This is a genomic window from Nocardioides faecalis, from assembly GCF_018388425.1.
In the GTDB taxonomy this organism is placed as follows: Bacteria; Actinomycetota; Actinomycetes; order Propionibacteriales; family Nocardioidaceae; genus Nocardioides; species Nocardioides faecalis.
The window spans coordinates 333724-358332 of record NZ_CP074406.1 but is presented as its reverse complement, the minus strand read 5'-3'; the positions used below and the strand labels follow the sequence as shown (position 1 = coordinate 358332).

Genomic DNA, 24609 nt, shown 5'->3' with positions numbered 1-24609 from the left:
TTCACACGACGCGGTAGACGACTCCCTCGTCGTGGGACTCGGCGGCGAGGAGGCCGCGTGCGACGAGCAGGTCCAGGTGGGCCTTGGTCTCCATCGCCGCCATCCCCTGGCTGAACGGGTCGAGCTCGGTGAAGGCGCGCTCGTGGCGGGTCCAGCCCAGGTCGCGGGCCACCACCAGGGCGGTCACCGTGCCGCGGGAGCGCACCGAGTCCAGTGACTGCTCCAGGCGCGTCTCGTGGTGGGCGAGCAGCTCGTCGACCCGCTCGTGGGTGGACGGTGCGACCGGCCCGTGCGCGGGCAGGAGCCGCAGGTCGGGCAGCTGGCGCACCCGGGCCAGGGAGGACATGAACTCCCCGAGCGGCTGCTCGGTGGCGGGCACGGTGAAGCCGATCGACGGCGTGATGGTGGGCAGCACGTGGTCGCCGGCGAAGAGCACGCCCTCGGCCTGGTCGGCGTACACGTAGTGCCCGGGGGTGTGGCCGGGCGTGTGCACGGCGTCGATGGTGCGCCGGCCGACCTCGAAGCTGCGGTCGCCCTCCAGCCACAGGTCCGGGAACGCCCACTCCACCTTGGTCGGCAGGTTCTCGTCGTCGGCGCCGGCGGCCCAGACCTCGGCGATCTCGGCGGCGCCGGCGGTGCGCAGGACCTCGAGGAAGGGGCTCTGGTGCAGCTCGGCGTCGGCGGCGCGGTGCAGCAGCTCGAGCGCGGGCCGCTCCTCGATCCCCAGCGCCACCTCCGCACCGAACTCGTGGCCGAGCACGGTGGCCAGCGTGTAGTGGTCGCGGTGCACGTGGGTGACCAGGAAGCGGCGGATGTCGCCGAAGCCGGAGCCGATGGAGCGCAGGCACTTGTCGAGGAGCTCGCGCGCGATCGGGATCGACCAGCCGCCGTCGATCAGGGTCAGCCCGTCGTCGCCCTCGAGGACGTAGACGTTGACGGCCTTGAGCGCGTCCATCGGCAGCGGCAGCGGGATCCGGTGGATGCCCTCGGCGACCTGCCAGGCGCCCTCGTCAGCCCAGTGTCGGCCCGAGTCCGGAGAGATGGCGTGGCCGGTGGCGACACCCTTGCTGCTGGTGCTGGCGCTGGGGTTCGTCGAGCCGCTGGTCCGGTTGCCGTCGATCGTCACCCGGCCACCCTAGGAGGCGGCCGGGGAGGGCGCCGGGGAGGGGACGGTCCCGGGCTGCGGCGCCAGGTCCGGCAGGTTCAGGTCCAGGTTGGGCTGCTGGATGCCACCGTCGACCTCGAGCATCTTGCCGGTCAGGTACTTGCCTGCGGGCGAGGCCAGGTACAGCACCGCCGCGGCGACGTCCTCGGCCTCCCCGATGGTGCCCAGCGGCGTCTGCTCCTCCAGCTGGGCCTTCATCTCCGGCACGCCGGCGACGAACTCCAGCGCGCTGGTGAGCACCGAGCCGACGTAGATGCCGTTGACCCGGATCCGGGGGTTGAGGTCCGTGGCGGCCAGCTTGGTCCAGTGCGCCAGCGCCGCCTTCGCGGTGCCGTAGGCCAGGTAGCCGCGCCCGCCGAGGCGACCGAGCGCCGAGGAGATCGAGACGACCGACTTCTGCCGCGGCTCCGCCTCGGTGCCGAGCGAGGCCAGCATCAGCGGCACCGCGGCCCGGGTGAGTGCGTGCGCGGTGGAGACGTTGAAGTGGAAGGCCTCCTCCAGGTAGGAGACGTCGGTGTCGGTGAAGGCGTTCGGGATGGTGCCGCCGACGTTGTTCACCACCACGTCCAGGCGGCCGAAGGCGTCGTACGCCGTCTGCGCCAGGGCGGCGACCTCCGCGGTGTGCGCCAGGTTCGCCGGTACGACGACCGCGCGACGCCCGACGGCCTCGATCCGCTCGGCGACGACTCGCAGCTGGGACTCGGTGCGGGCGGCGATCACCACGTCGGCGCCGGCCTCGGCGAGCGCGATCGCGCTGGCTGCGCCGATGCCGCGGCCGGCGCCGGTGACGACGGCGACGTGGTCGGTGAGGGTGAACCGGTCGAGGATGGATCCCATCTCAGGCACCCGCCTTCGCGACGAGGCCGCGGCCGGTGACCAGCGGCAGGTCGAGCGCGGAGAGCAGACCGGGCTCGGCGGCGACGACGGCCGGGATGGCGTTCACCAGCCGCTGGGCGGTGACGATCATCCCGGAGACGTTGTGGTCGCCGTGCTCGCCGTGGTGGCTGAAGTCGACCTGCATGCACGGCTCCCCGGTGATCTCGATGCGGTAGCCGCCGTCGCCCTGCAGGGGCGTGGGCCAGTCGGGCTCGGAGTCGGGGTCGGTGCGGGTGACGTGCTCGAGGGTCACCCGCGGCACGCCGTCGACGGTGCCGACGACACGGAACCGCACCGAGCCCATGGTGCCGGCGGGGATGTCGACCGAGACGGTGCTCCGGTCGCTCGCGGCGGGGCGGCGCTCCACCTCCTCGACGAGCTTCTCGTCCAGGGTCAGGCCCAGACCGGCGGCGATCACCCGGACCACCGGCCCCCAGGCGCTGCCGAGCACACCGGGCTCCCACAGCAGGGGGTGGGCGTCCATCGGCTGGCCGAAGCCGAAGAGGTCGCGCATCACCACCGGCTGGTAGTACGTGGCGTAGTCGGCGATCTCGCTGACCTTCACGTGGTCGATGCGCTGGGAGAGGCTGCTCATCACCAGCGGCAGCACGTCGTTGGCGAAGCCGGGGTCGATGCCGTTGACGTGCAGGCTGGCGCCACCGGTGCGGCCGGCCTCGGCGAGGTCCTCGATCATCTGCTCAGGCAGGGTGCCCTGGGGGTAGAGCAGGATGACCGGCCCGGAGGAGACCACGTTGACGCCGTCGCGCAGGAAGCCGGTGAGGTCCTCGATCGACTCGAAGACCCGGTCGTCGGTCATCGCCGCGTGCAGGATGCAGTCGGGGCGCAGCGCGACCAGCTCGTCGCGGTCGGTGGTGGCGGCGATGCCGAGCTCGCGGCCCAGCCCGGCCAGCTCGCCGGCGTCCTTGCCGTTCTTGTCCGGCGTGGAGGTCCACACCCCGACCAGCTCGAGGTCGGGGTGGGCGTCGATGCCCGCGATCGCGTGCCGCCCGATCGTGCCGGTGGACCAGACGACGACGCGCAACGGCTTCTCCGGGATCACCTGTGACATGAGCCACAACCTAGAACATGTTCTAGTTTTTCGGAAGGTGCGGCGCCGAGTCGTCACCTTCCGTCCCCCGAGTGGGGACTTCCCGCCCCCCGAGTCGTGAGTTTCCGTGCGCCGACTCGTGAGTTCCTGTCCCCCGACTCGTTAGCTTCCGTGCGCCGACTCGTGAGATTCCGTACGCCGACTCCGGACTTCCTGTCACCGGAGCCGGGAAGTCACGACTCAGGGGACGGAAACTCCCCACTCGGCGCACGGGAAGTCACGACTCGGCGTACGGGAAGTCACGACTCGGCGTACGGGAAGTCCCCACTCGGGGGACGGAAACTCACGACGCGCGGGGCGGGGGGGGGTGGCTCAGCGGAGGACGGGGACCGGGATGACCTGGTCGGGCTGCCACTCGGGGCACTGGGTGCCGGAGTAGATGGTCGGCATGCAGCGGTTGCAGTGGATGCAGATGCCGCGACGGACCTCGCCGGCCTGCAGCCGGTTGACGAGGTCGGGCTCGCGGAGCAGGGCGCGTCCCATGGCGACGAACTGGAAGCCGTCGGCCATCGCCTGCTGCATGGTGTCGGCGGTGTTGATGCCGCCGAGCAGCATCAGCGGCATGTCGACGGCGGCGCGCACCTGCAGTGCCTTGTCCCGGAAGTAGCCCTCCTCGAAGGGGTAGTGCTTCAAGAACCCCTTGCCCATCGGGCTGCGCATGCCCCAGCGCACGACAGTGGGCATCGTGGCGGCGAACTCCTTGACGGGGGTGTCGCCGCGGAACAGGTACATCGGGTTCATCAGCGAGGAGCCGCCGGAGAGCTGCAGCGCGTCCAGGTGACCGTCGGCCTCGAGCATCTGGGCGAGCTCGATGCCCATCTCGAGGGTGAAGCCGCCCTTGTAGCCGTCGGAGAGCGAGGTCTTCGCGGTCACGGCGACGGCGTCGCCGACCTCCTCGCGCACCACGCGCGCAACCTGGCGGGCCAGGCGGGCGCGGCGCTCCAGGGGTCCGCCCCAGCGATCGCTGCGACGGTTGAGCGCCGGCGCCAGGAAGGAGGAGATCAGGTAGTTGTGCGCCATGTGCAGCTCGAGTACGTCGAACCCGGCGCGCACCAGCGTGCGGGCGGTGTCGACGTACGCCTTGGTGACGCGGGTGAGGTCCTTCTCGGTGGCCGAGCGCACCATCTGCATCGACAGCGGGCTGGGCATCGGGCTGGCCGCGATGCCGTGCACGCCGTTGGAGCGGCCGTTGGCCACGGGCCCGGCGTGGCCGACCTGGCCACCGACCTTGGCGCCGGTCGCGTGGATCTCCTCGGCCAGGCGGGCCAGCCCGGGCAGGGTGTCCTCGCCGACGACGATCTGCTCGCGATGGGTGCGGCCGTCCGGTGAGACCGCCAGGTAGGCGACCGTGGTCAGCCCGACGCCGCCGGCCGCGGGGGCGCGGTGGTAGGCGATCAGCTCGTCGGTGACGACGCCGTGCGGGGTGCGGCCCTCGAAGGTCGCGGCCTTGACGGTCCGGTTGCGCAGCCGCACCGGGCCGAGGTCGACGGGGCTGAAGACGTCGGGGACGCCGGCGTCGGGCACGGGGCCGCGCGGATCGGTGCTCACGACAGAACTGTAACGTGTTCCACTAGCATAAGATCACTTACGGGCGTTATGGTCGGGCATGGCAAAGACGCTGTGGCGCGATCGTAACGAGCAGCTGGACCCCGAGACCGACTACGTCGAGATCGTCCAGAACCTCACGCTCTACGAGTTCACCTGGGACATCACCCAGGCCCTGAGCTTCGCGCTGTTCCGCACCTACGCGGTGCCCAGCGTCGGCCGGCTGCTGCACCGCACCGGCGCGTTCACCGAGGACGTCCAGAAGCGGTACGACGACACGGCCCTGCTGCTCGAGGCGCCGTTCGTGCACGGCTTCGACAGCACCGAGGGCAAGACCGCGATCCGCCGCATCAACCAGATGCACAAGCGCTACGACATCAGCAACGAGGACTTCCTCTACGTGCTGTCCACGTTCGTGGTGGTGCCCAAGCGCTGGCTCGACGACCACGGCTGGCGCCCGCTGACGCCCACCGAGCTGCGCGCGACCGTGAACTACTACCGCACCCTCGGCCGGCACATGAACATCAAGGACGTCCCGCAGACCTACGAGGGCTTCGAGACGCTGATGGACGACTACGAGCGCGCCCACTTCGACTTCGACACCGGCGGGCGCAAGGTCGCGGACTCGACGCTGGCGCTGATGACCTCGTTCTACCCCGCGCCGCTGCGCCGGCCGGTGCGGGTGTTCAGCTACGCGCTGATGGACAAGCCGCTGCTCGACGCGTTCGCCTACCCGCAGCCGAACGCGCTGGTGCGGGCGGCGAGCCGGGGCGCGATGAAGGCGCGGGCCCGGCTGCTGCGGCACACGCCGTCGAAGCGCAAGCCGACCTTCAGCGCCGACCTGCCGCGGATCAAGAGCTACCCGGGCGGCTACGTGCTCAGCGAGCTGGGCACCTTCGCCGAGCCCGACGCCGCGTCGGCAGCCGCGCCCGTCGCCGGCTGCCCCGTGCCGCACGGCGCGGCCGCCGCCACCTGACCCCGAGTCGCGACCTTCCGTCCGCCGACTCGGCACTTTCCGGCCGCCGACTCGGCACTTTCCGTCAGGCGAACCTGGGCGCGCGCTTCTCCACGAACGCGGCGACGCCCTCGAGGCCGTCCGGCGAGCCGGCCAGGGAGCGAATCGCCAGCGACTCCTGGCGCAGCGCGGCCTCCGGGGTGGCGGTGGCGACGTCGCGCAGCAGCCGCTTGGCGGTGGCGTTGGCGGTGCCCGAGCCGGCGGCCAGGGTGGCCACGACCTTCTCGGCGGTCTCGGCGAGCTCGGCGGCCGGTACGACGCGGGCCACCAGCCCGGCGTCGTACGCCTCCTGCGCGGTGAGCAGGTCGCCGAGGATCGCCAGGCGCAGGGCACGGTGCAGGCCCAGGGTGTGCACCAGCAGCGAGCTGCCGCCGTCGGGTGAGAGGCCGACCTTGGTGTAGGCGAGGCTGAACTTCGCGGTGTCGGCGGCGAGGACGACGTCCGCGGCGGCGGCGAGCGGGAACCCGGCGCCGGCGGCGGTGCCTTGGACCACCGAGACGACGACCGCCTCGGAGCGCACCAGCTCGCTGACCACGCGGTGCAGCGCCTCGGCGAGGTCGTCGATGAAGACGGTGACGTCGTCGGCGGCGGCGAACGCGCCGAGGTCGCCGCCGACCGAGAAGAACCGGCCCTGCGCGGCGAGCACGATCACCTTCGCGGCGTCGCGCTGCGCCCGTCGTACGGCGTCGTGCAGCTGGGCCACCGACGCCGGGTGGATGGGGTTGCCCCGGTCGCCGTCGGCGAGGGTGATCCGGGCGACGCCGGAGTCGTGGGCGTAGGTGACGTAGGTCTCGGGCTCACTCACGGCGCCCATGATGCACCGACGCTCAGGCGGCGCAGTCCCCGGTGTCCTTCTCGCTGCTCTCCGCGACCCCGGCCCGGGCGGAGGCGGAGACCTGCTTGGCGGTCAGCGCGTAGCCGGTCTCGGGGTCGGTGACGGAGGCGGCGAAGACGACGCCGGCGACGTCGCCCGACGGGGTCACGATCGGGCCGCCGGAGTTGCCGGGGCGGACCAGACCGCGCAGCGAGAACACCTCGCGCACCACCGTGCCGGAGCCGTAGATGTCGGGTGAGCGCAGGTTCTGCATCGACCTGATCCGGCCGCTCTGCACGTCGAAGGGCCCGTCCTGCGGGTAGCCGACGACGGCGATGGCGTCCTCGGCGGCGACGTCGTCGGTGAAGTCGAGCACCGGGGTGTCGCCGGTGTCGAGGGCGAGCACGGCGATGTCGAGGTTCTTGTCGTAGAGCACCACCCGGGCCAGCTCGGTGCCGTCGCCGATGCTGACCTCGGGGTCGGCGACGCCGGCCACGACGTGGGCGTTGGTCATCACGCGGTCGGGGGCGTAGACGAAGCCGGTGCCCTCCACGCCGCGACCGCAGCGGTTCGCGCCGCGGATCTTCAGCACGCTGGAGCGGGTGCGCTGCACCTTGCCCGCCTTGGCCAGCCCGGAGGGCCCGGGCGCGACCTCGACGATCTGCTCGCGGGCGAAGGGCTCCAGGTAGCGCGGGAAGAACCCGGTGCCGACCACGTTGTTGAAGCTCTGCAGGGTGCGCGGGGCGGCGTCGGGCAGCGCCTGGTCGACCTTGGCCAGCACCGTCGAGCTGCGCACCATCGAGGTGACCGAGCCGATCCGGGTGCCGGTGACGGCCACGCCGAGCGCCCACGCGACGAGCAGCACCGCGAACGCGCTGAGCAGTGCGCCGCCGACCGCGTCGAGAGCGCGGGCCGGCTGCCAGGTGATCCGCTCCCGGGCCCGCGCGCCGACGTACTGCATCAGCGCCTGGCCCAGCGAGGCGCCGAGGATGACGATGAACAGCGCCCCCAGCGACACCGCCAGGGAGGGGTCCATGTCGCCGAGCAGCACGGGGGCCAGCGCGATGCCGCCCAGGCCGCCGGCGAGCAGCCCGGCGGTGGCGAAGGCACCGGTGACGAAGCCCTGCCAGTAGCCGGACAGGGCGTAGGCGACCACGAGCGCGATCAGCAGCCAGTCGAGGACGTTCACTCGTCGGGCTCCAGGATGTCCATGCTGTCCCTCGGGCTCTCGTCGGTCGCCACTGCGCCGGTACGCCGTCGGTACTCGCCGAGCATGTGGTCGGGAAGATCATGCACCGGCGGGTCCTCGACTCCGGGCAGCCACCCCAGGAACGTGAAGAACCGGGTCAGGATCCCGCCGGTGAAGCCCCACAGGATGACGTCCTTGTCCTCGCCGATGAGGAAGCCGGGGCCGGTCCACCCGCCGGGGTGGCGTACGGCGATCCGGTGGGCGGGGTCGAAGAGCTCGCGCAGCGCGACCCGGTGGATGGCGTGCACCTCGTCGGGCGAGGCCACCCGCACGCCGCCGGGCTCGCGCCACCAGCCCAGGATCGGGGTGACCGCGAAGTTCGACGGCGGCAGCCACAGCTCGGGCAGCTCGGCGAAGACCTCCACGCCGCGCGGGTCGACGCCGATCTCCTCCCACGCCTCGCGCAGCGCCGCCTGCACGGTGGTCTCCCCCGGGTCGATCGAGCCGCCGGGGAAGGACACCTGGCCGGGGTGGGAGCGCATGTGGTGGGCGCGCTCGGTGAGCAGCACGTCGCCGTCGCCCTCGGCGTTCTCGCTGAACAGCATCAGCACCGCGCCGCGTCGTACGGGCGCGCCCTCCGGCGGCAGGAACTGGCTCAGGTCACTGCCCTGGATGGCGCGGGCGGCCTGGGCCAGCGGGACGAGCCACTCCGGCAGCCCGTCCGGCGCGGTGGCGGGCACCGAGGTGGGCAGGGCGGCCCGGATGTCCTCGGGCAACGGCGCGTTCATCGCTCCCCCTTCGCGGGCTCGAGCTCGATGTCCAGGTGCGTGCGCACCAGGGCCACGACCTCCTCGACCGACTCCACTCCCCCGGCGGACTGCGCGATGCTGCCGTCCTCGGCGACGAGGACGAACTGGGGCAGGCCGAGGATCCGCAGGTCGGTGTCGGCGAGGTCGCCGCAGGCGTCGGCGAGCGAGGGGTAGGTGACCCCGCTGCGCCGCGCCAGGTCGATCGCGGCGCCGGGATAGGTCTCCAGGTAGTCCACGCCGAGCACGCTGACCTGGTCGCCGTAGCGCTCGTGGAACTCCTGCAGGGCGGGCAGCTCCTCGCGGCACGGGCCGCAGTTGGAGGCCCAGAAGTTCACCAGCGCGGGTCCCTGCAGCGAGGACAGGCTCACCGGGGCGTCGGCGCCCAGGCAGGGCAGGTCGACGTCGGGCAGGTCCGCGCTGCCGGACTCGCGCAGCGGGATGGCGGTGCAGCTGGCGATGCCGGCGGCCTCGCGGTCCGCGACGAGGTCGGGGGTGTCGACGTCGACCTTGCAGGCGAGCGCGGCGGGGCGCCCGCCGTCACAGCCGGTGAGCAGGACGGCGGCGGCGAGCAGGACGCCGAGCGCCGCCGGGAGGCGCCTCAATTCGGCCCCTCGGTGCGGACCAGCAGCTGCGCGGCCTCGGGGTCCGTGGGCCCCGTGCCGTACGACGGGCACCACCGCGCCACCGGGCAGGCTCCGCAGGCGGGCTTCTTGGCGTGGCAGCGCCGGCGGCCGTGCCAGATGAGGTGGTGCGAGAGCATCGTCCAGTCCCGCTTGGGGAACAGCGCGCCCACCGCGTGCTCGACCTTCACCGGGTCGGTCTCGGCGGTCCAACCCAGGCGCCGGGCGAGCCGGCCGAAGTGGGTGTCGACGGTGATGCCGGGCACGTCGAAGGCGTTGCCGAGCACCACGTTCGCGGTCTTGCGGCCCACGCCGGGCAGCGTGACCAGGTCCTCGAGTCGGCCGGGCACCTTGCCGTCGTACCGCTCGACGAGGGTGGCGCTGAGCTTGAGCAGGGACTCGGTCTTGGCCCGGAAGAAGCCGAGCGGTCCGACGATCTGCTCCAGGTGGGCGCGGTCGGCGGCCGCCATCGCGGCCGGGTCGGGGTAGGCCGCGAACAGCCGCGGCCGCACGGCGTTGACCCGCTTGTCGGTGGTCTGCGCGGACAGCACGGTGACCACCAGGCACTGGAAGGCGTCGTCGAAGTCGAGCTCGGCCTTGGCGTCGGGGTAGGTCTCGGCCAGCACCCGGTTGATCTTGCGCGCGCGGCGCACCAGCTGCGCCGGGGTCTCGTCGTCGACCACGATGGCCCGCCTGATCTCCCGCACACCGAGCAGCCTACGGTGGCCCGCTCAGCGCCTCGTCGGGTGCCGTCAGGGGACTCGCCGAACGTCCCAGCGACCCGCGGGCTATGTGTGAGATCTCCCACTGGCTAGGATGCCAGACGAGAGCGGTCCGCCTTTCCGTCCCGGAAGGACCGCCAAGGTCAGTGATCAGGAGGAAGCGTGGACATCGACGTACTCCGTCAGGCGCCGCTTTTCAGCGCGCTCGACGACGAGGCCATGACTGCGCTGCGCTCGTCGCTCGCCACCACGCGGCTGCGCCGAGGTGAGGCGCTGTTCCACGAGGGTGACAGCGGCGACAAGCTGTACGTCGTCCTGGAGGGCAAGGTGAAGCTCGGCCGCACCTCCTCCGACGGCCGCGAGAACCTGCTCGCGATCATGGGTCCCGGCCAGATGTTCGGCGAGCTGTCGCTCTTCGACCCCGGCCCGCGCTCGGCGACGGTCACCGCGGTCACCGACGCCGAGTTCGCCTCGCTGTCGCACGAGGACCTGCTGCGCTGGCTCGAGGGTCGCCCCGTCGTGGCCCGCGGCCTGCTCGCCCAGCTCGCCGGTCGGCTGCGCAAGGCCAACGACGTCGTCGCGGACCTGGTGTTCTCCGACGTTCCCGGCCGGGTGGCCAAGGCGCTGCTCGACCTCGCCGACCGCTTCGGCCGCACCGCCGACGACGGCGTGCACGTGCACCACGACCTCACCCAGGAGGAGCTCGCCCAGCTGGTGGGCGCCTCGCGGGAGACGGTGAACAAGGCGCTCGCCGACTTCGCCTCGCGCGGCTGGGTGCGCCTGGAGCCGCGCTCGGTGGTCATCCTCGACATGGAGCGGATGGGCCGCCGCGCCCGCTGAGCCTGCTCGTCCCGACAGCCCCCGCCCTCGGCGGGGGCTGTCGTGCTTCCTGGGTGTTGCCGCCCCGCTGCTGGGCTGGTCGCGGCGGTGCCTAGCCTTGTCCGGTGAACCTGCCCGTCGACCGCACCCCGGCCCGCGCGTGGTGGGTGTGGATGGTCGCGGTGCTGGTCTACCTGCTCGCGGTCTTCCACCGCTCCTCGCTCGCCGTCGCCGGCCTCGCCGCCTCCGAGCGGTTCGGGATCAGCGCTGCGCAGCTCGCCACATTCACGATGCTGCAGCTGCTGGTCTACGCCGGCATGCAGATCCCGGTCGGCCTGCTGGTGGACCGGTTCGGCCCGCGCCGGGTGCTGCTCACCGGCAGCGTGCTGATGCTGCTGGGCCAGACCGCGTTCGCGCTGGCGTCCACGTTCCCGGTGGCCCTGGCCGCGCGGGTCTGCGTCGGCGTCGGCGACGCGATGACCTTCATCTGCGTGCTGCGCCTGGTCACCACCTGGTTCGCGCCGCGCCGTATCCCGCTGATGACCCAGGTGACCGGGATGCTCGGCCAGCTCGGCGCGGTCGTGGCCGCGCTGCCGATGACCTGGGCGCTCGGCCAGCTCGGCTGGACCCGGTCCTACCTGCTCGCGGCGTCGGTCGGGCTCGTGCTCGCGGTGGCGCTGCTGGCCGTGGTGCACGACGGCCCGACCTCCCGCTCCCTGACCGGTCCCGCGCTGTCGCTGACCCAGGTGCGCGCCAGCCTGAGCGCCTCATGGGCACAGCCCGGCACCAGGCTCGGGTTCTGGATCCACTTCACCACCCCGTTCAGCGGGACCACGCTGGGCCTGCTGTGGGGCTACCCGTTCCTGGTGCGCGGCGAGGGGCACTCCGAGCAGACGGCCGGCGTGCTGCTCACGGTGATGGTCGTCGCGGTGATCGCCGTGGGCCCGGTGCTGGGCTGGGCGATCGGCCGACACCCGTGGCACCGCTCCTCGGTCGCGATCGGCATCGTGCTCGCCATCGTGGCCTCCTGGACGCTCGTGCTCGCGTGGCCCGGGCAGGCACCGATGCCGCTGCTGGTGCTGCTCATCGTGATGTCCGGCATCGGCGGGCCGACGTCGCTGATCGGTTTCGAGATGGGCCGGATGGCGAACCCGGCGGAGCGGCAGTCCAGCGCCACCGGGATCATCAACCAGGCCGGGTTCGTCTCCACCCTGCTGGTGGTGCTGGCGATCGGGCTGGTGCTCGACTGGCGCACCCCCGGCGGCGGCACCGACTACACACCCGCCGCGTTCCAGGCCGCGATGTCGTGCCAGTACGTGCTCTGGGGTCTCGGGCTGGTCCAGGTCCTGCGCTACCGCCGTCGTACGCGGGAGAGGCTGCGCGCCGACGACCCGCAGGCCTACGCCCGGATGCGCAAGATCCTGGCCTGAACCGCTTCCCAAGCAGATTTGCTGGTTTCTCGCCGGAAACGGACGAATTCGCTTGGGAAGCGGAGCGTCAGCGGGTGGAGCGTCAGCGGGTGGCCAGGTAGGCCAGCTGGGCGCGCACCGAGGACTCGGCCGCCAGCCACAAGGACTCATCGACGTCGGCGTAGACGACCTCGACGACCCGGCGGGCCAGCCCCGGCTCCTCCGCCACGTCCGGCGGCAGCTGCTCGGCGCTCAGCCCGAGCCGCCCCAGGGCGCTCTCGACCTGACCGAGACGCTGCAGCCGGTGCACCCGGTAGTGGTCGAGGATCCCGGCCGCATCCGGCAGCACCGGGCCGTGCGCCGGCCACAACGACGTCGCGCGGCCCTCGGTGACCAGCGCCTGCATCTTCGCCAGCGAGTCGAAGTACGAGCCCAGGTCGCCGTCGGGGTGCACGATCACGGTGGTGCCACGGCCCAGCACCATGTCGCCGGTCAGCAGCGCGCCGTCGGCCGCCACGAGCAGGGAGACCGAGTCGCGGGTGTGGCCGGGGGTGGTGAGCACCTGCACCGACAGCCCGGCGACGTCGAGCACCTCACCGTCGCTCAACGGCTCCGAGCGCCAGCACTGCTCGGGGTCCAGGCCGCGCACGCCGCAGCCCATCCGCTCCGCGAACGAGCGCGCGGCCTCGGTGTGGTCGAGGTGGTGGTGGGTGACCACCACGGCCTCCACCCGGCCGGCCGCCTCGGCGACGGCGTCGAGGTGGTCATCGTGCAGCGGGCCGGGGTCGACGACGATCGAGGACTCCGCGCCCGGCTCCCGCAGGATCCAGGTGTTGGTGCCGTCGAGTGTCATCAGGCCGGGGTTCGGCGCGAGCACGCAGCGACCGCGCTCGCCGTACGCACCGCCCGTCCAAGGTCCGGGGGCGCTCACGGGTCAGGCCCTCCGCTCGGCGACCAGTGGCCGCAGCGCCTCCGGCATCGTGAGGGCGTGGCCGCCCTCGACCGTCTCCACGGACGGGGTGAACATCTCGACCGTGCGGTCCGCGGCGGCGTCGAAGACGGCATCGAGGCTGCCCAGGGTGCCGATCTCCAGACAGGTCAGGTACGTCGGCGGCAGCATCGCCAGGTCGCCGGCGTCGGCGGCGTCCGCGGCCGCCGCGGCGCTCAGCCACGTCACCGACGAGGACTCCGTCGACACGTCCCGGGTGACCTGGCCCTGCGGCAGCCGCGCCACGAAGAACCAGGTGCGGTACCGCTTGGGCTCGAACACCGGGGTCAGCCAGCCGCTCCAGATGCCGAGCAGGTCGGTGCGCAGCACCAGTCCACGCCGGTCCAGGAAGTCGGTCATCGCCAGCTCACGCGACTCCAGCGCGACCCGGTCGGCCTCCCAGTCCTCGCCGGTGGTGTCGGCGACCACGTCGGAGTCGCTGCCGCCGGCCAGCAGCACGCCGGACTCCTCGAACGTCTCGCGCACCGCGGCGCAGACCAGCGCGCGGGCGACGTCCTCGGTCGTGCCCAGCCGCGCGGCCCACTGCGCCGGCGTCGGGCCGGCCCACGCCACGGCGTGGTCGTAGTCGCGCGGGTCGACGCCGCCGCCGGGGAACACGCACATGCCGCCGGCGAAGTCCATGCTCAGCTGGCGGCGCAGCAGGTACACCTCGGGCTCGCCGGCAGCACCGGGGCGCATCAGCACCACGGTGGCGGCGTCGCGCGGCTGCGCCGCCGTACGACGGCCGTCGGCGTACTCGCTCGCGAGGTCGGCGATGCGCTGGTCGAGGTGGACCGGCGGCAGCGGGATCCTCACGGAGCCAGGACCTCGGCGGAGATCTCGACCTCGACCGGGGCGTCGAGCGGCAGCACCGGCACGCCGACCGCGGAGCGGGCGTGCACGCCGTGCTCGCCGAAGACCTCGCCGAGCAGCTCCGAGGCGCCGTTGGCGACGCCGGGCTGGCCGGTGAAGTCGGGGGTGGAGGCGACGAACGCGACCACCTTCACGATCCGCACCTGCGCCAGGTCGTCGACCACGGAGGCGATCGCGGCGATCGCGTTGAGCGCGCACTGCCGGGCGCACTCGTAGGCTGTCTCGGCGCTGACCTCGGCGCCGACCTTGCCGGTCGCCAGCAGCGCGCCGTCACGCATCGGCAGCTGGCCCGCGGTGTGCACCATGACGCCGCTGCGCACCGCCGGCACGTAGGCCGCCACGGGCGGCACCACCGGCGGCACGCTCAGGCCGAGCTCGGCGAGGCGCTGCTGCGGAGTCGTCATTCCACCGGCCGCTTGAAGTAGGCGATGTCGTTGCCGCCCTGGCCGGGCACGAGCGTCACGAGCTCCCAGCCGTCCTGGCCGAAGTTGTTGAGGATCTGCGCTGCGGCGTGGTTGAGGACCGGAGCCACGCTGTATTCCCACTTGGTCATGGCTCGCAGACTACTCAGCGCTGTGATCGGCCTCCGGCCGGACCTGTGCCACGTCGCCGGCGTCGTCCTCGGTGCCGCCGAGCCGCGCCCGCGACTCGGCCAGGTAGGCCAGGCGGCGCAGCGCCTCGATGTTGCGCAGGTGCAGCACCGGGTCGCGCAGCGGCTTCAGCAGCAGCGTGGCGGGGCCGGCCGAGGCGTCCTCCTCCATCACCACCTCGGTGCCGCGCTCGTGCGGCGTCAGGGTCAGCCGGACGACGCCCTCGCCGGCGGGCCACGCCCGCACCTTCAGCTCGAGGTGGTGCGGCGCGTCGACGGAGATCACCGAGGTGGAGTCGCTGAGCAGCAGCGGCCAGGCGCCCACGGAGTGGTGGATCTCGCTGCCGGGGTCCGGCCAGGAGGTGTCGACGTCGCGGATCCGGGCCGCCCCCACCACCCAGGTGGAGTAGCTCCAGCCGTCGGCCAGGACGTCGAAGACGTCCTCGGGCGTGCACTCGAAGATGCGCGTGGTGCGGCTCATGGAGGGCCGGTACCCGGTGGGCCGTCGTACATGCCGGCGGAGCACACCGGGTGCTTCAACCGGCCACAACGGGTGATTCGGCGAGCCACCAGGGGTGATTCGGCGGACCACCAGGGGGGATTCGGCTCAGACGACCAGCCGGAGCACCTGACCGCCCACCCGGCGGCCGAGCCCGGCGACGGTGCGGACGACGGTGTCCAGCGGGGTGGCGCGCAGGGTCTCCTGCAACGAGCTGGTCCGGGCGCGGTCGTCGAAGGAGCCGTGGCAGCCGTGGTCGCCGGGCAGCGGCTTCCACAGGTTGTCGCCCTTGGGCGCGGGGCGGTCGGAGACCTGGCCGTCGTACCCGGTCGAGGCGAGCAGGTGGTCGAGCGCGCCGGGGACGAGCCGGTCGCCCAGCACCGTGCGGGTGGTGGTCGAGGTGACCAGCAGCGACCGGTCGCCGGTGCGGGCGGCGTGCAGCACCGCGCGGGCGGGCACCTCGGGCTGGAAGATCGGCGGCACCGGCTGCGGCGCCTCGCCGACCAGGTTGCGGCACATGTCGAACTGCGGGGTGTTGACCGCGGGCAGGTTCACCTCGCTGACGGTGATCTTGCTGTCCTGGTGCAGCAGCTCGCTGCGCAGGGAGTCGCTGAAGCCCTGCACGGCGTGCTTGGCCGCGCAGTACGCCGCCTGCAGCGGGATGCCGCGGTAGGCCAGGGCGCTGCCCACCTGCACGATCCGGCCGGTGCCGCGCGGGCGCATCACCCGCAGCGCGGTGCGGGTGCCGTTGACGGTGCCGGTGAACACGACGTCCATCACCCGGTCGAAGTCCTCGGGGCTGACCTTCTCGAACTCGCCGAGCACGGTGACCATCGCGGAGTTGACCCAGACCTCGATCGGCCCGATCTCGGCCTCGATCACGTCGGCGGCGCGGTCGAGCGCGTCGCGGTCGGTGACGTCCAGGCTCATCGCGCGGCAGGCGGGGTGCCGCTCACGCAGCTCGGCCTCGGTGGCGTCGAGGGCGTCCTGCCCGCGGGCCAGCACGACGACCGGGTGCCCGGCCTCGGCGAAGGCGCGGGCGGTGGCGCGCCCGACCCCTGAGGTGCCGCCGGTGATGACGACGGTGCCGGGCCCGTCCGCGGCACTCGGCTCGGCCACGATCTCCTCCGCGCTCACAGCCGGCCTCCGGCCACCCGCTGAGGCAGCGACCGTACGACGCTCACCGCCGTGCGCAGCCGGGCGTGCCCGAGCGCGGCGCGGGCGGCGTTCGAGCCGCAGGCGCCGTGCACGCCGCCGCCGGGGTGGGCCGACGCGGAGCCCAGGTAGAGCCCCTTCACGTGCGTCTCGGCGCGGCCCAGCCCGGGCACCGGGCGGAAGACGAGCTGCTGGTGCAGGTTCGCGGTGCCGCCGTTGAGCGCACCGCCCACCAGGTTGGCGTCGCGGGCCTGCATCTCGCGGGGCCCCAGCACCCGGCGGGCGACGACCCGCTCGGCGAATCCCGGTGCGTACTTCTCGATCCTGGCCTGCATCCGATCGGCCATCCTCTCGACGTCGTCGTGGTCCCACTTCCCGGTGATCCCTGCAGTACCCGCGCTCGCGCCGGCATCCCCGCGGACCTCCTGCGGCACGTGTGTGTAGGCCCACAGCGACTCCGCGCCGGCCGGCGCCCGGGTGGGGTCGGCGGCCGCCATCTGGCCGACCAGCAGGAACGGTCGGGCGGGCACGAGGTGGTCGAGGATGTGCCCGCTCTGCTCGGCGAGCTCGTCGATGGTCTCGGCCACGTGCACGGTGCCGGGTGCCTGGCTCGGCGCGCCCTGCCAGGGCACCGGGCCGGACAGCGCCCAGTCGACCTTGACGGTGCCGAAGTCCCAGGCGAACTGCCGCATCCGCCGTCGTACGGCGTCCGGCACGTCCTCGCTGGCCAGCAGGTCGCCGTACAGCGCCGGTGCGCTGACGTCGGCGACCACCGCCTGGCGGACCCGGACCTCCTCGCCGGTCGAGGTGCGCACCGCCACCGCGCGGCCGTCGCGGACCACGACCTGCTCGCCACGGCAGCCGGTGACGATCCGGCCGCCGACGGAGGTCAGGCGGCGCGCCATCGCCCCGGAGAAGGCGCCGGCGCCGCCCTGGGGCACCGGGTAGCCGAGGTTCTGCCCGACCATCGCCAGCAGCCAGCCCATCAGCGTCGAGCCGACGCCGTCCATCGGGATGTCGGCGTGCGCGGCGTTGGCGGCCAGCAGCATCTTGGCGCCGTCGTCGGAGAAGTGCTGGTCGGCGACCTCGCGCATCGGGGCGAGCAGGGTGCGCACGAAGTCCAGCCCGCCGGCGCGGGGCAGCCGGGTGAGTGCACCCACCCCCGCCCGCAGCGGCGGGAACGGGTCGAGCAGGGCGCCGACGACCTGCTCGCCGATGGCGTCCCAGGTCCGGCACATCTCGAGCCAGGCGTCCCCGTCGCCCTGCGCCCGCTGCTCCAGCGCGGCGGCGGTGGTGTCGCGGTCGCGGTGCAGCACCGCCCAGTGCCCGTCGGCGTACGGCGTGCCCAGCACCGCCGGGGCGTGCGACCACACCAGGCCGTGCTTCTCCAGCTCCAGGGCCCGGATGGTGGGGCTGACCGCGGCCAGCGGGTAGAACGAGCTGAAGGTGTCGTGCACGTAGTCGGGGTGCAGCGCGGAGTCGCTGGCCACGGCACCGCCGATGGTGTCCTGCTCCTCCAGCACCAGCACGCTCCACCCCGCGTCGGCGAGCAGGTTGGCCGCGACCAGGCCGTTGGGGCCGCTGCCGATGACGACGGCGTCCACCTCCCGGTCGAGCCCCTCCGGGCTGCTCACACCGGCGGCGCGGTCGGGACGGTCTGGGCTCATGCGGGAGGCTCCTCGGATCGGGTCGGCTTCGAGGTGGCTGTACCCGGGCGGCGGCGAGGGAACCTCCGTTCGCCCGTACGCCGCCCCGTCCGCCCGTGCTCTCGCTACGCTGCACGACGTGAGCGACTGGGATGGGGTGCGGCTGCACGTGGTCTCGGGCAAGGGCGGCACGGGCAAGTCCACCGTGGCCTCCGCGCTGGCCCTGGCGCTGGCCGGGCGGGGACGCAACGTGCTGCTCTGCGAGGTCGAGGGCCGCCAGGGCATCGCGCGGATGTTCGACGTCGAGCCGCTGCCCTACTCCGAGCAGCGGCTGACCACCGGCCTGCCCGACGCCGACGGCGGGCGCGGGGTGGTGCACGCGCTGCACATCGACGCCGAGGCGGCGCTGCTGGAGTACTTGTCGATGTACTACCGGCTGGGCCGCGCCGGCCGCGCGCTGGACCGGTTCGGCGTGACCGAGTTCGCCACCACGATCGCGCCCGGGGTGCGCGACGTGCTGCTGACCGGCAAGGTCTACGAGGCGGTGGAGCGCAACTCTCGCAACAAGGGCGCGATCCGGTACGACGCCGTGGTGCTCGACGCGCCGCCGACGGGCCGGATCACCCAGTTCCTCAACGTCAGCAACGAGCTGGCCGGGCTGGCCAAGGTGGGTCCGATCAAGGCGCAGGCCGACACGATGATGACCCTGTTCCGCTCCCCGCGCACCGCGGTGCACCTGGTCACCGTGCTGGAGGAGATGCCGGTGCAGGAGACCGCCGACGGCATCGCCGAGCTGCGTGCGGCGCGGCTGCCGGTGGGCGGCGTGATCGTCAACCAGGTCCGCCCCCAGGACCTCAGCGCGGACGCGCTGGCCCCTGCCCGCGCCGGCACCCTGGACCGGGCCCGCATCGAGTCCGACCTGACGAGCACGGGCCTGAAGGTCACCCCCGGCCTCGTGGACGGGCTGCTCGCCGAGGCGGCCGACCACGCCGAGCGGCGGGCCCTGGAGGACTCCCAGCGCGCGCTGGTCGCGGAGCTGGGCCAGCCGACCTACGAGCTGCCGCGGCTGCCCGGCGGCATCGACCTCGGCGGACTCTACGAGCTGGCCGGCATGCTGCGGGCCCAGGGAATGGCATAGGGGGCGCCACGATGGCACGTTCTGCCGGACGATCCTCGCGGGTCGGACCCGCGACGGCGCCGCACCGGCCGGCCGGTGCGCTGGACGTCGACGCGCTGATCGACGACCGCCACACCAGCATCATCGTGTGCTGCGGCTCGGGCGGTGTCGGCAAGACCACGACCAGCGCCGCGCTGGCGCTGCGGGCCGCCGAGCGCGGCCGGCGCGTGGTGGTGCTGACGATCGACCCGGCGCGACGCCTGGCGCAGTCGATGGGCATCGACCAGCTGGACAACACCCCCCGCCCGGTCTCCGGGGTCGAGGGGCCCGGGCGGCTCGACGCGATGATGCTGGACATGAAGCGCACCTTCGACGAGGTGGTGCTGGCACAGGCGAGCCCGGAGAAGGCGCAGCAGATCCTGGCCAACCCGTTCTACGTCGCGCTCTCCAGCTCGTTCGCGGGCACGCAGGAGTACATGGCGATGGAGAAGCTCGGGCAGCTGCACCGCGAGCACGTCGTACCGGGCTCGGAGGCTGAGGGGGACTACGACCTGATCGTCGTCGACACCCCGCCGTCGCGCTCGGCGCTGGACTTCCTCGACGCCCCCGAACGGCTCTCCAGCTTCCTCGACGGCCGGTTCGTCCGGCTGCTGCTGGCGCCGGCGAAGGGGCCGGCGAAGCTGATGACGGCCGGGTTCAACCTGATCACCAACGCCCTGACCCGGATCCTGGGCGCGCAGTTCCTCAAGGACCTGCAGACGTTCGTCACCGCGCTGGACACCGTCTTCGGCGGGTTCCGGCAGCGGGCGCAGCAGACCTACGCCCTGCTCAAGGCCGACGGCACCGCGTTCCTGGTGATCGCCGCCCCCGAGCCCGACGCGCTGCGCGAGGCCGCCTACTTCGTGGAGCGGCTCAGCGAGGACGACATGCCGTTGGCCGGCATGGTCGTCAACCGGGCCAGCGCCGAGCCCGCGGAGATGCTGTCGGCCGAGGAGGCGCTGTCGGCCGCCGAACGGCTGCGGCAGCAGGACCCGGGGTCGCTGACCGCCGGGCTGCTGCGCCTGCACGGCGACCGGATGCGGCTCGTCGAGCGCGAGCGCACCCTGCGGGCCCGCTTCGCCACCGCCCACCCGCAGGTGGCCACGGCCGTGGTGCCGGCCCTGGCCGGCGACGTGCACGACCTGGACGGCCTGCGCCGCATCGGCGAGCTGCTCGCCGAGTCCCACGAGACGCTGGCCCGCTAGACGCGGGCAGCACTGCAGCCGCCTCACCGCAGGGGTGAGGCGGCTCGCGCCGACTCAGAGGGCGCGGACGCCCTCGCCCTTGCGGGCGTCCTCGAGGACCTTGCGCCAGGAGGCGTTCGGTCGGCGCCGCAGCAGCGCCCGGCGCTCACGCTCGGTCATGCCACCCCACACGCCCCACTCGATCTGGTTGTCGAGCGCCTCTGCCAGGCACTCGGTGCGCACCGCGCAACCCGAGCACACCTGCTTGGCCTTGTTCTGCTCCGCGCCCCGAACGAAGAGCTGGTCAGGCTGCGCGTCCCGGCAAGCGGCCCGCGGCGTCCAGTCGTCTACCCACATCATGTTGTGTCCTTGTGTCCCACAGCCGGCCGGCCATCGCCCCCACAGCGACTGGTCCTACCGACGTCAATCAAAGTAAAGGCAGTTGCCCAGGACACAACACCGCTCATCGGACCCAACCTGACTAGTCAAAATTGACTATGGACATCCCGCATCAGGATGGGTGTGACGTCCCCGGGGGTGGCCGGTGCCCTCGCCGGCGCTGAGCGTCGCCACCTCGGTCACGTACCCTGAGGGCCATGTCCCGCACCCGCCCCGACCGCCTGCCGCCCGGCAGGATCGCCTCCCACCTCGGCGTGATGCTCCTGGTCGCGGCGGTGCTCGGCGTGGTCGTGTCCGGGCTGGCGATCCCGTTCGCGGGCGTGGCCGGCTTCACCGCCCGCAACCTGGCCGAGTCCGTCGACGACCTGCCCCAGGAGCTCGAGACCGAGCAGCTGCCGCAGCGCACCGAGATCAAGGACGTGCGCGGCACCACCATCGCCACCCTGTACGACCAGAACCGGGTGAACGTCCCGCTGCGGCAGATCTCGCGCACCATGGTCGAGGCGATGGTCGCCATCGAGGACTACCGCTTCTACCAGCACGGGGCCCTGGACCTGAAGGGCACGATGCGGGCCCTGTTCACCAACCAGGCCTCCGGCGGCGTGGCGCAGGGCGGCTCCTCGATCACCCAGCAGCTGGTCAAGCTGACCCTGGTCAACCAGGCGAAGACCGACGAGGAGCGGCGCGCCGCCACCGACGACACCTACGGCCGCAAGCTGCGCGAGCTGCGCTACGCGATCGCGCTCGAGAAGCGTCACACCAAGGACTGGATCCTGGAGCGCTACCTCAACACGGCCTACTTCGGCGACGGCGCGTACGGCGTCCAGGCCGCCGCGCAGCACTACTTCAGCGTCAACGCCAAGGACCTCAACCTGCGCCAAGCCGCGCTGCTGGCGGGCCTGGTGCAGTCCCCCGAGGCCTACAACCCGACGAAGTACCCCGCCCAGGCGAAGGTGCGCCGCAACATCGTGCTGCAGCGGATGGCCCAGCTCGGCGTGATCACCGACGAGGAGGCCGCCAAGACCAAGGAGCGCCGCCTCGGGCTGAAGGTGGCCGAGCAGCGCAACGGCTGCGTGAACTCCCCTGCCCAGTTCTACTGCGACTTCGCGGTGCGCTGGCTCAAGGAGGATCCCGCCCTCGGCGAGACGCCCGAGGAGCGTGAGCGGCTCATCTTCAGCGGCGGCCTGACCATCCGGACCCCGCTCGACATGCGCCACCAGCGCGCCGCGACGGAGTCGGTGGCCAGCAAGGTCTACCCCGAGGACGCCGCCATCGGCGCCCTGGCGCTGATCGAGCCCCGCACCGGCAACGTGAAGGCGATCGCCCAGTCGCGCCCGATGGGCAAGCGCAAGGGCCAGACGTTCCTGAACTACACCGTCCCGCGCCAGTACGGCGACGCAGCGGGCTTCCAGCCCGGCTCGACGTTCAAGGCGTTCGTGCTGACCGCGGCGATCATGCAGGACATCCCGCTCAACCAGCGGATCCCGGCGCCGAAGCAGATCTCGGTCAGCCTGCGCGACTTCGAGACCTGCGACGGCCCGTACCGCAGCGCCGAGGTGTGGCGGCCGAAGAACTCCACCACCGCCTCGGCCGCGCCGAACCTCTACGAGGGCACCCAGAAGTCGGTCAACACGTTCTTCGTGAACCTGGAGCGGATGACCGGCATCTGCGAGCCGTGGAAGCTCGCCCGCGCGATGGGCATCAGCCGGCTGACCAAGGACAACATCGTGCCGTCGTTCACCCTCGGCGTCGCCGACGTGAGCCCGCTGGAGATGGCGGAGGCCTACGCGACGTTCGCGGCCGGCGGCGTGCACTGCGACGCGCGCCCGGTGACCCAGATCGAGGACATCGACGGCAACGTGCTGAAGAAGTACCCCAAGAGCTGCACGCAGGTCTTCGCCAGCCCGGTCGCCGACGCGGTCAACGACGTGCTGCGCGGCGTGGTCGCCCCCGGCGGCTTCGGTGCCGCGCTCAACCCGGGCAAGCCGGCTGCCGGCAAGACGGGCACCACCAGCGACAACAAGGCCGTCTGGTTCGTCGGCTACACCCCGACGCTGGCGGGCGCGGCCACGGTCGCCGGCCTCAACAAGGCCGGGCAGCCGGAGACCCTCAACGGCCGCTCCATCGGCGGTCGGACCCTGTACTCCACCTCGGGCTCCACCACGGCCGGCCCGATCTGGGGCGATGCGTTCAAGAAGATCGCACCGTTCCTGGAGGACAAGGACTTCAACCGGCCCTCCTCGACCGACATCCGCGGACTGCTGACCCCGGTCCCCGACGTGGGCGGCAAGACGTACGACGAGGCCGAGGACATCCTCAGCGACCTCGGCTTCGACGTGGTCCGCGGCAGCACCGTCGACTCCAGCTACAGCCGGGGGCTGGTGGCCTCCACCGCGCCGCGGGCCGGCACCGGGCTCGCCGGCGGCGACAAGGTCACCGTCTACATCTCCGACGGTAGCCCGAAGAAGGCCAAGAAGAAGCGCAAGAAGGGCGGCGACTGACCCGTCGCCGGATCCGGGTGACCGGCGGCCGTGGCGGCCGCCGGGCCTCCCGGGGCGTCGGGTCCCGGCGTCAGCCGAGCTGGCGTCGTACCTCAGCGGCGACGGCGGCACCGTCGGCGCGGCCCTTGACCTGCGGCGAGACGATGCCCATCACCTTGCCCATGGCCTTCGGGCCCTCACCGGCGACGCCGGCCTGCTCGACCGCGGCGCTGACGATCTGGGCGATCTCCTCCGGACCGAGCTGCTCAGGCAGGTAGTCCTGCAGCACCGCGGCCTCCGCCCGCTCCTTGGCGGCGCTCTCTGGGCGGCCACCGTCCTCGAAGGCCACGGCCGCCTCCCGCCGCTTCTTGGCCTCGCTGGCCAGCACCGTGACGATCTCGTCGTCGGTGAGGTCCTTGTGGGTCTTGCCGGCGACCTCGGCGTTGGTGACGGCGGTGAGCACCATCCGCAGCGTGGAGGAGCGCACCTCGTCGCGGCCCTTGATCGCGGTGGTCAGGTCTGCGCGCAGTCGATCCTTGAGGGTGCCCATGGGGAGATTGTGCCCGTCGTGTGTCAGCCTTGCCGAATGGGATTGGTCAGGACGGCGGGGCGCGTGGCCGGCCTCGGCGCCCTGCTCGGTGGGGCGGTGACGTCCTACGCCCACTGGGAGGCCCGGCAGTACACGCTGCGCCGCTACGAGGTGGCGGTGCTGCCGCCCGGGATGCGGCCCCTGAAGGTGCTGCACCTCAGTGACCTGCACATGGTGCCCGGGCAGCGGCGCAAGCAGGAGTGGGTGCGCGACCTGGCCTCGCTGCACCCCGACCTCGTCATCGACACCGGCGACAACCTGGCGCACCGCGACGCCGTGTGGCCGGTGCTGGAGAGCCTGGACGCCCTGCTGGACGTGCCCGGGGTGTTCGTGCACGGCTCGAACGACTACTTCGAGCCCGGTCTGCGCAACCCGTTCGCCTACCTGCTGCCCGACGACGGCCGCCGGCACACTGACGTCCCCGAGCTGCCCTGGCGCGACCTGAGCGCCGGGCTGGGCGCGGCGGGCTGGCTGGACCTCACCAACCGCCGGGGCACGCTCACCGTCGGCGAGGCGACGCTGGCCTTCGCCGGGGTCGACGACCCGCACCTGGGGTACGACGACCTGCCCGCGATCGCGGGACCGGCCGACCCGGACGCCGACCTGCGCATCGGGGTCACCCACGCGCCGTACCTGCGGGTGCTCGACCAGCTCGCCGCCGACGGGTACGAGGCGATCGTGGCCGGGCACACCCACGGCGGACAGGTCTGCCTGCCGTGGCCCGGCGGCCGGGCCCTGACGACCAACTGCGACCTCGAGCCGGCCCGCGCCCGCGGCCTGCACCGGCACCCCGCCGACTCCCGGCCCGGCGACCCCGGCTCCGCGGCGCTGCACGTCTCGGCGGGACTCGGCACCAACCCGTACCTGCGGATGCGGATCGCCTGCCGGCCCGAGGCCTCGCTGCTGACCCTCGTGCCGCGCGAACGGGACACCGAAGCGGTCCGGTGACCCCCTGGATTG

25 protein-coding genes are annotated in these 24609 nt (G+C 72.7%); 7 read left to right on the top strand and 18 right to left on the bottom strand.

Going from position 1 to position 24609, the window contains the following annotated elements:
- Position 1 precedes the first annotated feature (1 nt).
- From KG111_RS01605 to KG111_RS01590, 4 genes are all read right to left on the bottom strand, one after another.
- A complete protein-coding gene (locus KG111_RS01605) occupies positions 2 to 1126 on the bottom strand; it encodes an MBL fold metallo-hydrolase (protein ID WP_249666256.1) in 1125 nt (374 codons plus the stop codon).
- Between the two features lie 9 nt (positions 1127 to 1135).
- A complete protein-coding gene (locus tag KG111_RS01600; RefSeq protein WP_205292333.1) occupies positions 1136 to 2002 on the bottom strand; it encodes an SDR family oxidoreductase in 867 nt (288 codons plus the stop codon).
- Between the two features lies 1 nt (position 2003).
- Positions 2004 to 3110 (bottom strand): NAD(P)H-dependent amine dehydrogenase family protein, encoded by a 1107-nt coding sequence (locus KG111_RS01595; RefSeq protein ID WP_205292332.1) that lies wholly within the window; start codon positions 3108 to 3110, stop codon positions 2004 to 2006.
- A gap of 351 nt (positions 3111 to 3461) precedes the next feature.
- Positions 3462 to 4697, bottom strand: a complete 1236-nt coding sequence (locus tag KG111_RS01590) for an NADH:flavin oxidoreductase (RefSeq protein ID WP_249666255.1) — start codon at positions 4695 to 4697, stop codon at positions 3462 to 3464.
- Between the two features lie 58 nt (positions 4698 to 4755).
- On the opposite strand from KG111_RS01590, the gene KG111_RS01585 reads away from it, so the two are divergent.
- Complete coding sequence (locus KG111_RS01585) at positions 4756 to 5670, top strand: oxygenase MpaB family protein (RefSeq protein ID WP_205292331.1); 915 nt, start codon at positions 4756 to 4758, stop codon at positions 5668 to 5670.
- A 64-nt stretch (positions 5671 to 5734) separates the two neighbouring features.
- Here the strand turns inward: KG111_RS01585 and KG111_RS01580 are convergent, their stop codons facing one another.
- The 5 genes from KG111_RS01580 to nth are packed head-to-tail and all read right to left on the bottom strand — an operon-like array spanning position 5735 to position 9848.
- Positions 5735 to 6514 carry an enoyl-CoA hydratase/isomerase family protein gene (locus KG111_RS01580; RefSeq protein WP_249666254.1) on the bottom strand — a complete coding sequence of 260 codons (780 nt, stop codon included), beginning with the start codon at positions 6512 to 6514 and terminating at the stop codon, positions 5735 to 5737.
- A gap of 22 nt (positions 6515 to 6536) precedes the next feature.
- On the bottom strand, positions 6537 to 7712 hold the full coding sequence (locus tag KG111_RS01575; protein ID WP_205292329.1) for a MarP family serine protease: 1176 nt from the start codon (positions 7710 to 7712) through the stop codon (positions 6537 to 6539).
- Entirely contained in the window at positions 7709 to 8500 is a 792-nt protein-coding gene (locus KG111_RS01570) for an NUDIX hydrolase (RefSeq protein ID WP_205292328.1), read from the bottom strand. Before KG111_RS01570 ends, KG111_RS01575 begins: the two co-directional genes overlap by 4 nt.
- Positions 8497 to 9123, bottom strand: coding sequence for a TlpA family protein disulfide reductase (locus KG111_RS01565; protein WP_205292327.1), 627 nt, complete (start codon positions 9121 to 9123; stop codon positions 8497 to 8499). The genes KG111_RS01570 and KG111_RS01565 overlap by 4 nt, the downstream gene beginning before the upstream one ends.
- On the bottom strand, positions 9120 to 9848 hold the full coding sequence (gene nth, locus KG111_RS01560) for an endonuclease III (RefSeq protein ID WP_372440174.1): 729 nt from the start codon (positions 9846 to 9848) through the stop codon (positions 9120 to 9122). Before nth ends, KG111_RS01565 begins: the two co-directional genes overlap by 4 nt.
- Positions 9849 to 10025: 177 nt before the next feature.
- On the opposite strand from nth, the gene KG111_RS01555 reads away from it, so the two are divergent.
- Both KG111_RS01555 and KG111_RS01550 read left to right on the top strand, forming a co-directional pair.
- Positions 10026 to 10703, top strand: a complete 678-nt coding sequence (locus KG111_RS01555) for a Crp/Fnr family transcriptional regulator (RefSeq protein ID WP_205292326.1) — start codon at positions 10026 to 10028, stop codon at positions 10701 to 10703.
- A 104-nt stretch (positions 10704 to 10807) separates the two neighbouring features.
- Positions 10808 to 12112, top strand: coding sequence for an MFS transporter (locus KG111_RS01550; RefSeq protein ID WP_249666253.1), 1305 nt, complete (start codon positions 10808 to 10810; stop codon positions 12110 to 12112).
- Between the two features lie 82 nt (positions 12113 to 12194).
- On the opposite strand, the gene KG111_RS01545 is transcribed toward KG111_RS01550, so the two are convergent.
- The 7 genes from KG111_RS01545 to KG111_RS01515 form a co-directional block, all read right to left on the bottom strand.
- On the bottom strand, positions 12195 to 13022 hold the full coding sequence (locus KG111_RS01545) for an MBL fold metallo-hydrolase (RefSeq protein ID WP_249666252.1): 828 nt from the start codon (positions 13020 to 13022) through the stop codon (positions 12195 to 12197).
- A gap of 3 nt (positions 13023 to 13025) precedes the next feature.
- Complete coding sequence (locus tag KG111_RS01540) at positions 13026 to 13895, bottom strand: NUDIX hydrolase (RefSeq protein WP_205292325.1); 870 nt, start codon at positions 13893 to 13895, stop codon at positions 13026 to 13028.
- Positions 13892 to 14356, bottom strand: a complete 465-nt coding sequence (locus KG111_RS01535) for a RidA family protein (protein WP_205292324.1) — start codon at positions 14354 to 14356, stop codon at positions 13892 to 13894. Before KG111_RS01535 ends, KG111_RS01540 begins: the two co-directional genes overlap by 4 nt.
- The gene (gene sp36 / locus KG111_RS01530) at positions 14353 to 14505 is read right to left on the bottom strand and encodes a Sp36 family protein (RefSeq protein WP_205292323.1); all 153 of its coding nucleotides are present in this window, start codon (positions 14503 to 14505) and stop codon (positions 14353 to 14355) included. The genes KG111_RS01535 and sp36 overlap by 4 nt, the downstream gene beginning before the upstream one ends.
- Positions 14506 to 14515: 10 nt before the next feature.
- The gene (locus tag KG111_RS01525) at positions 14516 to 15022 is read right to left on the bottom strand and encodes an SRPBCC family protein (RefSeq protein WP_205292322.1); all 507 of its coding nucleotides are present in this window, start codon (positions 15020 to 15022) and stop codon (positions 14516 to 14518) included.
- Between the two features lie 126 nt (positions 15023 to 15148).
- A complete protein-coding gene (locus KG111_RS01520; protein WP_205292321.1) occupies positions 15149 to 16177 on the bottom strand; it encodes an SDR family oxidoreductase in 1029 nt (342 codons plus the stop codon).
- On the bottom strand, positions 16174 to 17862 hold the full coding sequence (locus KG111_RS01515) for a phytoene desaturase family protein (protein WP_205292320.1): 1689 nt from the start codon (positions 17860 to 17862) through the stop codon (positions 16174 to 16176). The genes KG111_RS01520 and KG111_RS01515 overlap by 4 nt, the downstream gene beginning before the upstream one ends.
- A 118-nt stretch (positions 17863 to 17980) precedes the next feature.
- Between KG111_RS01515 and bagA the strand changes: the two genes are divergently transcribed.
- Positions 17981 to 18979 (top strand): ATPase BagA, encoded by a 999-nt coding sequence (bagA, locus tag KG111_RS01510; protein ID WP_249666251.1) that lies wholly within the window; start codon positions 17981 to 17983, stop codon positions 18977 to 18979.
- 11 nt (positions 18980 to 18990) lie between these two features.
- Positions 18991 to 20202 carry an ArsA family ATPase gene (gene bagB, locus KG111_RS01505; RefSeq protein ID WP_205292318.1) on the top strand — a complete coding sequence of 404 codons (1212 nt, stop codon included), beginning with the start codon at positions 18991 to 18993 and terminating at the stop codon, positions 20200 to 20202.
- A 54-nt stretch (positions 20203 to 20256) separates the two neighbouring features.
- Here the strand turns inward: bagB and KG111_RS01500 are convergent, their stop codons facing one another.
- Positions 20257 to 20538, bottom strand: coding sequence for a WhiB family transcriptional regulator (locus KG111_RS01500; protein ID WP_240195977.1), 282 nt, complete (start codon positions 20536 to 20538; stop codon positions 20257 to 20259).
- 239 nt (positions 20539 to 20777) lie between these two features.
- Here KG111_RS01500 and KG111_RS01495 point away from each other — a divergent pair, with 239 nt between their 5' ends.
- Positions 20778 to 23081, top strand: a complete 2304-nt coding sequence (locus tag KG111_RS01495) for a penicillin-binding protein (protein WP_205292316.1) — start codon at positions 20778 to 20780, stop codon at positions 23079 to 23081.
- Positions 23082 to 23151: 70 nt separating this feature from the next.
- Here KG111_RS01495 and KG111_RS01490 read toward each other — a convergent pair whose 3' ends face one another.
- Positions 23152 to 23610: a GatB/YqeY domain-containing protein gene (locus tag KG111_RS01490; protein ID WP_205292315.1), complete on the bottom strand. Its 459-nt coding sequence runs from the start codon at positions 23608 to 23610 to the stop codon at positions 23152 to 23154.
- Between the two features lie 36 nt (positions 23611 to 23646).
- Here KG111_RS01490 and KG111_RS01485 point away from each other — a divergent pair, with 36 nt between their 5' ends.
- A complete protein-coding gene (locus KG111_RS01485) occupies positions 23647 to 24597 on the top strand; it encodes a metallophosphoesterase (RefSeq protein WP_205292314.1) in 951 nt (316 codons plus the stop codon).
- Positions 24598 to 24609: the final 12 nt, after the last annotated feature.

Bases quoted from the DNA above. Each gene is read 5' to 3' on its own strand.
- KG111_RS01600 (WP_205292333.1), bottom strand. From the start codon at position 2,002: ATGGGATCCATCCTCGACCGGTTCACCCTCACCGACCACGTCGCCGTC.
- KG111_RS01595 (WP_205292332.1), bottom strand. From the start codon at position 3,110: ATGTCACAGGTGATCCCGGAGAAGCCGTTGCGCGTCGTCGTCTGGTCC.
- KG111_RS01585 (WP_205292331.1), top strand. From the start codon at position 4,756: ATGGCAAAGACGCTGTGGCGCGATCGTAACGAGCAGCTGGACCCCGAG.
- KG111_RS01570 (WP_205292328.1), bottom strand. From the start codon at position 8,500: ATGAACGCGCCGTTGCCCGAGGACATCCGGGCCGCCCTGCCCACCTCG.
- KG111_RS01535 (WP_205292324.1), bottom strand. From the start codon at position 14,356: ATGACGACTCCGCAGCAGCGCCTCGCCGAGCTCGGCCTGAGCGTGCCG.
- sp36 (WP_205292323.1), bottom strand. From the start codon at position 14,505: ATGACCAAGTGGGAATACAGCGTGGCTCCGGTCCTCAACCACGCCGCA.
- KG111_RS01525 (WP_205292322.1), bottom strand. From the start codon at position 15,022: ATGAGCCGCACCACGCGCATCTTCGAGTGCACGCCCGAGGACGTCTTC.
- KG111_RS01515 (WP_205292320.1), bottom strand. From the start codon at position 17,862: ATGAGCCCAGACCGTCCCGACCGCGCCGCCGGTGTGAGCAGCCCGGAG.
- bagB (WP_205292318.1), top strand. From the start codon at position 18,991: ATGGCACGTTCTGCCGGACGATCCTCGCGGGTCGGACCCGCGACGGCG.
- KG111_RS01500 (WP_240195977.1), bottom strand. From the start codon at position 20,538: ATGTGGGTAGACGACTGGACGCCGCGGGCCGCTTGCCGGGACGCGCAG.
- KG111_RS01495 (WP_205292316.1), top strand. From the start codon at position 20,778: ATGTCCCGCACCCGCCCCGACCGCCTGCCGCCCGGCAGGATCGCCTCC.
- KG111_RS01490 (WP_205292315.1), bottom strand. From the start codon at position 23,610: ATGGGCACCCTCAAGGATCGACTGCGCGCAGACCTGACCACCGCGATC.
- KG111_RS01485 (WP_205292314.1), top strand. From the start codon at position 23,647: ATGGGATTGGTCAGGACGGCGGGGCGCGTGGCCGGCCTCGGCGCCCTG.